The following is an 8,853-nucleotide window of genomic DNA, read 5'->3' on the forward strand; positions in this document are numbered from 1 at the left end:
GTTCTGGCCGCGCATCTGGGCGGTGACGTGAGCAAAGCCAAGTACAGCGAGCCGGTCGGGCCCTCAGCTTGCCGCCTGACGGAAGATGGTGCCACAGATCCGCTGACAGCCGGGCTGACCCCGGAATTCGACGCCTTCGTTGGCCACAAGGAAGCTGTTCAGGCATTGCCTGAAGGCTGCGTGCATCTTGTCGCCTCAGACCCCTGCCCGTTTCAGATGATCCGCTTCGGCCAGAACGTCTATGCCACACAGTTTCATCCCGAAGCGGACGCGAAAGATTTTGAACAGCGGATCAACATCTACAAGCATCACGGCTATTTCCCGCCCAAAGATGCCCAGCGCCTGATCGACATCTGCAACGCCGCAGACGTCACACAACCCGGCGAAATCCTGCGCCGTTTCGTCGAACGCTACAAGTGACCCAACGGCGCGGTTGCTTGCGCCTTTCATGCTCGCATAGGCTGATCCGAAACGACTTTGGGAGGAGTTGTTCTTGGACTTGCTCATCAATGTTGGCCTGCCGATTTCGCTGGCCATTATCATGCTGTCACTTGGCGTTGGACTAGAGACCGCAGATTTCCGGCGCGTACTGAACCGAAAATACCCGTTTGCAATTGGTGCGGTATGTCAGGTCGTGCTTCTGCCCATCGCTGCGTTCCTCACCGTCACACTGTTTGGCCTGCCCCCTGAAATCGCGGTTGGTTTCATGCTGCTCAGCTTTTGCCCCGGGGGCGTGACCAGCAATATTCTGACCAAATTGGCCAAGGGAGACGTGGCGCTTTCCGTCAGCCTGACTGCTGTGATCAGCATCTTGTCAATCCTGACAGTGCCCTTTCTGGCGGCATGGTCCATCACCTATTTTATGGGTGAAAACGCACCTGATGTGTCGATCAGCGGTCTGGCCATTGCCATGTTTCTGATCACCACCCTTCCCGTCGCCATAGGCGTCGGAGTTCGCAGGTTTGCAACCGGGTTTGCAAACCGTATCGAGGGCGGACTTTCAACGCTCGCAACCGCTTTGTTCGTTTTGATCGTTGTGGCCGCCCTGGCCGGAAACTGGCAGATTTTCATTGATAATCTGGGCATCATGGGCGCCGGTCTGATCTCACTCAACGTTGCCCTTTTGCTTATCGGGCTGGGGATCGCACGCGCTGCAAATCTGCCATGGGCCGAATGTAAAAGCATATCAATTGACACAGGTATCCAGAACTCGACACTGGGAATTACGCTGGCGGCCCTTATCACCGGCACAGAGAGCGGCTTTAGCCCTCTGGCCCTGCCGTCCGCAGTCTACGGGATCACGATGTATGCCGTCGTGCTGCCGTTCCTCGTTTGGTTTCGCCGACGCTGAAAGGACAGTTCATGACCAATAACACAGCAGATGCGATTGTCGTCGGCGCGGGCCTGGCTGGATTGGCAGCAGCGGCTGAGCTGGGCGACCGAGGCAAAAAGGTGATCATTGTCGATCAGGAGCCCGAGAGCTTTCTGGGTGGTCAGGCGTTCTGGAGCCTCGGCGGTTTGTTCATGGTCGACACGCCGGAACAACGCCGGATGGGCATACACGACAGCCAAGAGCTTGCCCTTCGTGACTGGATGGGCAGCGCACAGTTCGACCGCGCGGAAGACGCCTGGCCCCGCAAATGGGCCGAGAGTTATGTCGAGTTTGCGGCGGGAGAAATGCGCCCGTGGCTACACGAGATGGGTTTGCGTTGGTTTCCGGTTGTGGGTTGGGCGGAACGCGGTGGGTCCTACGCGAACGGGCATGGCAACTCTGTCCCGCGTTTTCACATCACGTGGGGCACTGGCCCCGGCGTTCTGGAACATTTCATCCGACGCGTGAAAGAACATGTCAGCGCCGGTCTGATCCAAATGAAGTTCCGCCATCAGGTCAGCCACATCATCATGCAGAACGGCACGGCCAAAGGTGTATCCGGAGAGGTGCTGGCCGACGATACCGCCCAGCGCGGCGGCAAGACAAACCGTGACGAAGTTGGGGAATTCGAGGTCTATGCGCCGTCGATCATCGTTACCTCTGGCGGCATCGGCGGCAATTTTGAAATGGTGCGGCGGAACTGGCCCAAGGATCGTCTTGGGGAACCTCCAAAAGACATGGTGGCTGGCGTGCCCTTTCATGTCGACGGCCGCATGATCGGGATCAGTGAAAAAGCGGGCGGACACGTCATCAATGGCGACCGCATGTGGCATTACACCGAAGGCGTGCGCAACTGGGATCCGATATGGCCTGCCCATGGCATCCGCATTCTGCCCGGCCCCAGCTCAATGTGGTTCGACGCCAAAGGAAACCGTCTGGAACCACCCTGCCTGCCGGGGTTCGATACGTTGGGGACGTTGAAGGAAATCCTGAAGACAGGGTACGAGTACAGCTGGTTTGTTCTGACCCAGAAAGTCATCAAGAAGGAATTCGCCCTGTCCGGGTCGGAACAGAACCCGGACTTTACCTCGGGCAGTTGGAAAGAAGTCATTCGTCAACGCATCCTGTCAGGCTCCAAAGCAACTGCCCCTGTTGAAGCGTTTAAGGAACATGGCGAGGATTTCGTCGTGGCCAATACGTTGACCGAACTGGTCAACGGGATGAACCATCTGGGCGGTGGGTTAATTGACGAAGCGCACTTGCGCGGGCAGATCGAAGCGCGCGACTCGCAGGTCGACAATCCTTTCTCGAAGGACGCCCAGATGATGGCGATTTTGGCCGCCCGAAACTATCGCGGAGACAAGTTGATCCGTACTGCCAAACCGCACAAGTTCCTCGACCCGTCCAACGGCCCGCTTATTGCGGTTAAGCTGCACGTCCTGACCCGAAAAACGCTGGGCGGGCTACAAACCAACCTGGACAGCCAGATGATCGGGGAAGATGGCAACGTGGTGCCCGGCCTGTTCGCCGCGGGTGAAGTCGCCGGTTTTGGCGGAGGCGGCTATCACGGGTACAACGCGCTGGAAGGAACTTTCCTGGGCGGTTGTATCTTTTCGGGGCGCAACGCAGGGCGGTCTAGGGCCGTCGCCTGAAGGCCCTACTGATCTATTTGCGGACCAGCTTGATCACAGGCTCGCCGTCGGCATCAAGCAGAGCCAGCGCGTCCCCTTCCATCGCAAAGGACGTGATGTTCTGCATCGTCTTCAGGAAGGCGCGCTCAACCTCATCCAACTCAGGCGGGCATGCCATGAGAGTTGCGGCCATGTTGTCGGGAAATGTGATCCGGTTGCCTGAAATCTCGGCCTGACCGCTGAACCGGTTGCAGCCACCGCTGCCCGCAAAGGACCCGCCTTGCCCAAAGCTCAGTTCGGGGCGTCGTTCAGCCTCCAGCGGCGCGCCGTTCAGGGTTGCTGCGACCCATTCGGTGTTTTCAAGCGTTGCACTTTGCTGGTTTTGAACCTGCACCAAAAGCAGGTCAGCCGAGTTTCCCGCTTCATTTGTCAGAACAGGGTAAACCGTGTCTGTGGTGAACAACAGCTTTCGCCCCTGCGTGACCGTCGCGCGCACCGCATAGCTGTGCCCTTCCTTGATCAACGCGTCATCATAGGTCAGTTCAAACTGCGCAGGCACACCTGTCAGAGCGTATCGCTGCGCGGCCAATGTCACGGCCGGAACATCCGCCAGCGAAATATCCTGAAGTTCGACAAACAGGTTCGCGTCAGGTGGAAGCGCAATACGCTCGCGGTAGGTTGCAGTCCCCTCAACCGTACCCGCCATTGCGGCACTGCTGATGATGGTTGCAATCGCTGCGCCTGCCAATGTGGCTTGGGCTGCTGTCAGCATGGCAAATCCCCTTTGCAAATCACATTCACAAAAGATTGTGTATCGCCCGCGATTTACAAGTCTGCCAATTTACCGGTGGCGGTTCCGCGCCGATTTTAGATCGGCCAGATCAACGGGATAAGCAGGGACGCCAGCAATCCGACCGTCAGGTTTAATGGGATGCCCACCTTCATGAAATCGGTAAACCGATAGCCGCCGGGACCGTAGACCATCATGTTCGTCTGATACCCGATCGGCGTCGCAAAGGACGCCGAGGCTGCAACCATCACAGCGACGACAAGGGGGCGCGGATCCATTCCAACGGCCTGAGCCAACCCGATGGCGATCGGTGTCACAACGACGGCAACGGCGTTGTTTGAGACCAGCTCGGTCAGGACCGAGGTCAGCAGGTAGACCGCCCAGATGATCAGGAAGGGCGGTAAAGCGCTAAGCCCGGGCGCAACAGCCTCGACAATCAGTGACACTGCGCCAGAGCTGTCCAGTGCCGCACCGATGGCGAGCATGGCAAAAATCAATGCCAACAACCGGCCTTCAACAAAGGAAAACGCTTCGTCCGCGTCAATGCAGCGGGTCATCAGGACCACAGCGACTGCCACAATCGACAACAGAAGGATCGGCGCAATACCCAGCGCGGCCAGCGCGACAATCCCGACAAGCGCACCAATTGCAATCGGTGCGTGACTACGGCGGAAAGCCCGCGCGGACGGTTGTGTGACATCGACCATGTCCATTTCCGCTGCAAGGCGCTGGATGTCTGAGGGCGCACCCTCCAACAGCAGGGTGTCACCGACGCGAACCACCAGTTCGTCCAACTGGCGCCCGATGTTTTGATTGCGGCGATGAACGGCCAAGACATAGACGCCATAGCGCCTGCGCAGTCGCAACATGCCCAAAGCCCGTCCCACCATCCGGCATCCGGGCGTGATCAGCACCTCGACCGTCTTGGTTTCAACGGCAGACACCTGATCCACACGCTTGAGTTCCTTGTTGCTTTGCAGGCTCAACAACTCGGTCATCTCGGTCCGCAAAACCACACGGTCGCCGACCCTCAGTTCGACGCCTTTCAGGTTGCGCCGCAGTGATTCATCCCCTCGGACCACATCGATCAGGCGCACACCGGGGCGTTTGAACAGTTGCACACCTGTCACTTCGCGTCCAATCAGGTTGCTGTCTGGCGGAATGACGGCTTCGGTAAAGAACTTCATCTTCGACCGGTCGCTGAGCAGCGACGCCATGCTGTCGCGCTCGGGCAGAAGCTTGGGCGCGATGAAGCGCAGATAGATCATCCCATAGATCACTAGGACGATCCCCAGCGGCGTGACTTCGAAGATTGTAAAGGGTGTCATTCCTTGTGCGCGAGCCACACCATCGACCAGCAGGTTGGTCGACGTGCCAATCAGTGTCAGTGTGCCGCCAAGAATAGCCGCATAGCTCAACGGAATCAGCAGTTTGGACGCAGGCACATTCAGGGTGCGGGCGATTTGCACGAAAACAGGGATCATGACCACAACCACTGGTGTGTTCGACACCACAGCCGAGGCCACAACAACAAACCCCATCAGCAACCCGATTGCGATACGTGGGTTGACCTGAGCCTGTTTCTGCGCGGTTGAAGTGAATGAGTCCAATGCCCCCGTTCGCACCAGGGCCCCCATGATGATGAACATCGCCGCAATGGTCCAAGGCGCAGGATTGGACAAAACCGCCAGCGCACTTTGATAAGGCAGAATGCCAGTGACAAGCATCAAAGATACACCACCGATGGCCACGACTTCGGTTGGATAAACCTCGCGCAGGAACATGACGAACATGCCCGCGACGATGAGCAGCGCCAGAATTGCGCTGCCTGTGTCTGTCAGTGAAAGGAAGTTCATTCGTGGTATTCTGTCCGAACCCGGGCCCAAGCGCCTGCTAACGCGTAGTTTCACGCATTGCGCGCGGTAGAGCAAGCCTGACGTTTGTTATTCAGGGCCGGCCTGTTCCAGACGCCCCCCGATGCGCACCATATGCACAGATTTTGCCCGACCGTCGCGATCATCGGTTTCCACGAACACGCCGCTCAGGGTCGCTTCACCGTTTGCGGGTGTGAACCGTGCTTTTGGCATGCCGGTGATGAACCGGCGCATCGGCTCCTGCTTGTCCATGCCAATGACCGAGTCGTAATCTCCGCACATACCGGCATCTGTCAGATACGCCGTACCACCCGGCAATATCTGAGAATCCGCAGTCGGTACATGAGTGTGCGTTCCGACCACAAGGCTGGCGCGCTTGTCGCAGTAGTGGCCCATCGCCATTTTCTCGGACGTCGCCTCGCAATGCATATCTACTATGATGGCTTGCGCCTGCCCCCCGCGGGGATGCGACTTCAGGATCGGTTCGATAGCCGAGAACGGGTCATCAAAGGGCCGTTTCATAAAGACCTGTCCAAGCACCTGTACGACCAGAACCTTGCGCCCACCTGGTGCATTGAACAGCCGATGGCCCCGCCCCGGCGCACCTTTGGCAAAGTTCACTGGGCGCACGATACGCTGCTCTTTCTCGATATATTGCAACATGTCCTTCTGGTCGAAGGCATGATCACCCAGCGTCAGACAATCCGCACCGGCATCCAGAAGCAGCTTGGCATGATCTCCGCTGAGCCCCATACCGTTCGACGCGTTTTCACCGTTGACCACAACAAAGTCCAGCCGCCATTCGTCGCGCAGGCGCGGCAAGTGCTGCTGAACGGCAGCGCGGCCCGCGCGCCCCATGACGTCACCAAGAAACAAAATCCTCATGATCCGGGTCGTAGGGGCTGTGCGGGGCAATAACAAGGCGGAACCGTGAAATTTGCCAGCACGTTCGAGGTTGAAATCACATTCAATCGTGTCAATGTTTGGATGTGGTTCTTGAATACAGAGGGAATTCTTCGTGAAGTCATTTACATTTCTGACCGCCTGCCTTTTGACCGCCACGGCCGCGGGCGCAGAAGGCACCAAAACGTCCATGCCCAACCCGGCAGCAACATTTTGCATAGAAAACGACGGAACCTACCAACTTCGGAAAAACGAAGATGGCAGCGTTTTCGGCGTCTGCATTTTGAAAGACGGCACCGAAGTGGATGCCTGGGATTACTTGCGCAGCCATTTCGAGCAGTAACAGCTAGAAGGTCAGCACGCGGCTTTCCGTGATGACCATATCCAACGGTTGGTCCGTCGGCTCCAATGGCAGGCCCTCGGCCTCTTGCGCGTCAAAGGCAAACCCGATGGCCAGCGTCGGGCGTTTGGCGCGCAAACCTTCCAGCGTGCGGTCATAGAACCCGCCGCCATAGCCCAGCCGACCACCATTTGCATCAAACGCGACCAGCGGCACGATAAGAATCTCGGGATCGAAATAGTCATCCACCTCGGGCACTTTGGCACCAAACGGGCCATCTTTCAGTACACCTTCGGGCGTCCAGCGAGAGAATTTCAAAGGTTGACCAGCGGCCTGAATGACCGGCACGCCAACCGGCCCGTACGCCGATGCTTCGGCCATCGCAGGCAACGGATCGATCTCGGTTCGGATCGGCATATAGCCCGACATCGGTACGCTGCGGTGCCCTGCCAGAACCTCTGACAACCGTCCGGCCGCACCGGGCAAACGCGTATCGAATGCGGCCTTGCGGCGCGCAAACGCCGCTTTGCGGGCGGCGGCTTTGATTTCGGTCAGATCAGTCACAGTAGCACCACGCTGGCAAGCCCAAGAAAGATGAAGAACCCCATGACATCCGTTGTGGTTGTCACAAAGGTTCCCGACGCCAGCGCAGGGTCGATGCCCAAACGGTCCAGCACGACTGGTACTACCGTACCTGCAAAGCCTGCGATGATCATGTTCACGACCAGTGCCGAGCCGATCACGACACCCAAGAGCGGAGAGTCAAACCACAGCATCCCAACAGTGCCCAACACGATGGCAAAGCACAGCCCGTTGAGCATGCCGACCAACAATTCGCGCCGGATTACCCGCATAACGTTTGCATTGGTCAGGTCGCGCGTCGCCAGTGCGCGCACGGCCACCGTCAGCGATTGCGTGCCCGCGTTACCACCCATCGAAGCCACAATCGGCATCAGGATTGCCAGAGCCACCAGTTGATCAATCGCCGCCTCAAACTGAGAAATCACCAGCGAGGCACAAATCGCGGTACATAGGTTCACCGCCAGCCACGGCAACCTTCGCCGGCTGGTCGCCGCCACACTGTCGGAAATGGAGCTTTCGTCACTCACACCGGCAAGACGCAGAATGTCTTCTTCATGTTCTTCGTCCAGAACAACCATCGCGTCGTCGATGGTGATGACACCAACCAAACGCCCATCCGCATCCACCACCGGGGACGAGATCAGGTGGTATTGGTTGAAGGCATACGCCACGTCCTCCTCGTCCTGATCGACGGGGATGATATGGAACTCCTCTTCCGTCAGATCATGCAGCGGCACCTCGCGACGGGCTGCCATCAGCTTGCCCAAAGTCACCTGCGCCACAGGTTTCAGGCGCGGATCGACCAGCACCACATGATAAAACTGCTCGGGCAGATCATCATTGGCGCGCATGAAATCAATGGCTTGTCCAACAGTCCAATGCTCGGGCGCCATGACAACTTCGCGCTGCATGAGACGACCGGCCGAGTTTTCAGGGTAGGACAGCGCTTGTTCGGCGGCGATCCGTTCAGAATCCTCTAGCGCGCCCAGGATGGTTTCCTGCTGAGGCTCTTCAAGGTCTTCCAACAGGTCAACGACATCGTCGCTTTCCATCTCGCGCACGGCTTCCGCCAGGACATCGGGTTTCAGGACCGAGATCACTTCTTCCCGAACCGATTCATCCAGTTCAGACAGGATGTCGCCGTCAAACTCTTTGTCGTACAGGCGGATCAGGCGCGCCCGGTCAAACGGATTGATCTGTTCAAGAAGGTCAGCGATGTCAGCCGCGTGCAGCGGCTCCATCAACTCGATCAGCTTTTCGCGATCATCGATATCCACCGCATAGAGGATCCCCGCCACCGCTTTGGGGTCCAACGCATAGGCGTCCTCGTCCCGGGGCAGATCGTGTCCGGCTTCGTCAGT

The 8,853-nt window shown here is 58.1% G+C and carries 9 protein-coding genes; 4 read left to right on the forward strand and 5 right to left on the reverse strand.

The window, feature by feature from the left end; genetic code table 11:
• The 3 genes from AC2FNU_RS22080 to AC2FNU_RS22090 form a co-directional block, all read left to right on the forward strand.
• A partial coding sequence (locus AC2FNU_RS22080) for a glutamine amidotransferase-related protein (protein ID WP_496792642.1) occupies window positions 1–420 on the forward strand: 420 nt, incomplete at its 5' end.
• 73 nt (window positions 421–493) lie between these two features.
• On the forward strand, window positions 494–1,351 hold the full coding sequence (locus AC2FNU_RS22085) for a bile acid:sodium symporter family protein (RefSeq protein ID WP_496792645.1): 858 nt from the start codon (window positions 494–496) through the stop codon (window positions 1,349–1,351).
• An 11-nt stretch (window positions 1,352–1,362) separates the two neighbouring features.
• A complete protein-coding gene (locus tag AC2FNU_RS22090; RefSeq protein WP_496792647.1) occupies window positions 1,363–3,024 on the forward strand; it encodes an FAD-binding dehydrogenase in 1,662 nt (553 codons plus the stop codon).
• Between the two features lie 13 nt (window positions 3,025–3,037).
• Here the strand turns inward: AC2FNU_RS22090 and AC2FNU_RS22095 are convergent, their stop codons facing one another.
• The 3 genes from AC2FNU_RS22095 to AC2FNU_RS22105 form a co-directional block, all read right to left on the reverse strand.
• Window positions 3,038–3,775: a YbaY family lipoprotein gene (locus tag AC2FNU_RS22095; protein ID WP_496792648.1), complete on the reverse strand. Its 738-nt coding sequence runs from the start codon at window positions 3,773–3,775 to the stop codon at window positions 3,038–3,040.
• A gap of 95 nt (window positions 3,776–3,870) precedes the next feature.
• Window positions 3,871–5,649 (reverse strand): SLC13 family permease, encoded by a 1,779-nt coding sequence (locus AC2FNU_RS22100; protein WP_480798438.1) that lies wholly within the window; start codon window positions 5,647–5,649, stop codon window positions 3,871–3,873.
• An 87-nt stretch (window positions 5,650–5,736) separates the two neighbouring features.
• Window positions 5,737–6,552: a TIGR00282 family metallophosphoesterase gene (locus tag AC2FNU_RS22105; RefSeq protein ID WP_496792653.1), complete on the reverse strand. Its 816-nt coding sequence runs from the start codon at window positions 6,550–6,552 to the stop codon at window positions 5,737–5,739.
• 133 nt (window positions 6,553–6,685) lie between these two features.
• On the opposite strand from AC2FNU_RS22105, the gene AC2FNU_RS22110 reads away from it, so the two are divergent.
• The gene (locus tag AC2FNU_RS22110; protein ID WP_496792657.1) at window positions 6,686–6,913 is read left to right on the forward strand and encodes a putative hemolysin; all 228 of its coding nucleotides are present in this window, start codon (window positions 6,686–6,688) and stop codon (window positions 6,911–6,913) included.
• A 3-nt stretch (window positions 6,914–6,916) separates the two neighbouring features.
• Here AC2FNU_RS22110 and AC2FNU_RS22115 read toward each other — a convergent pair whose 3' ends face one another.
• Together AC2FNU_RS22115 and mgtE are read right to left on the reverse strand one after the other, a co-directional pair.
• Window positions 6,917–7,474, reverse strand: coding sequence for a 5-formyltetrahydrofolate cyclo-ligase (locus AC2FNU_RS22115; RefSeq protein WP_496792660.1), 558 nt, complete (start codon window positions 7,472–7,474; stop codon window positions 6,917–6,919).
• Window positions 7,471–8,832 carry a magnesium transporter gene (gene mgtE, locus AC2FNU_RS22120; protein WP_496792663.1) on the reverse strand — a complete coding sequence of 454 codons (1,362 nt, stop codon included), beginning with the start codon at window positions 8,830–8,832 and terminating at the stop codon, window positions 7,471–7,473. The genes AC2FNU_RS22115 and mgtE overlap by 4 nt, the downstream gene beginning before the upstream one ends.
• Window positions 8,833–8,853: the final 21 nt, after the last annotated feature.

It is taken from the genome of Ruegeria sp. BHSB064 (assembly GCF_059613205.1).

Excerpts from the sequence above, each read along its gene's own strand:
- AC2FNU_RS22095 (WP_496792648.1), bottom strand. The coding sequence starts at position 3,775 with ATGCTGACAGCAGCCCAAGCCACATTGGCAGGCGCAGCGATTGCAACC.
- AC2FNU_RS22100 (WP_480798438.1), bottom strand. The coding sequence starts at position 5,649 with ATGAACTTCCTTTCACTGACAGACACAGGCAGCGCAATTCTGGCGCTG.
- AC2FNU_RS22105 (WP_496792653.1), bottom strand. The coding sequence starts at position 6,552 with ATGAGGATTTTGTTTCTTGGTGACGTCATGGGGCGCGCGGGCCGCGCT.
- AC2FNU_RS22090 (WP_496792647.1), top strand. The coding sequence starts at position 1,363 with ATGACCAATAACACAGCAGATGCGATTGTCGTCGGCGCGGGCCTGGCT.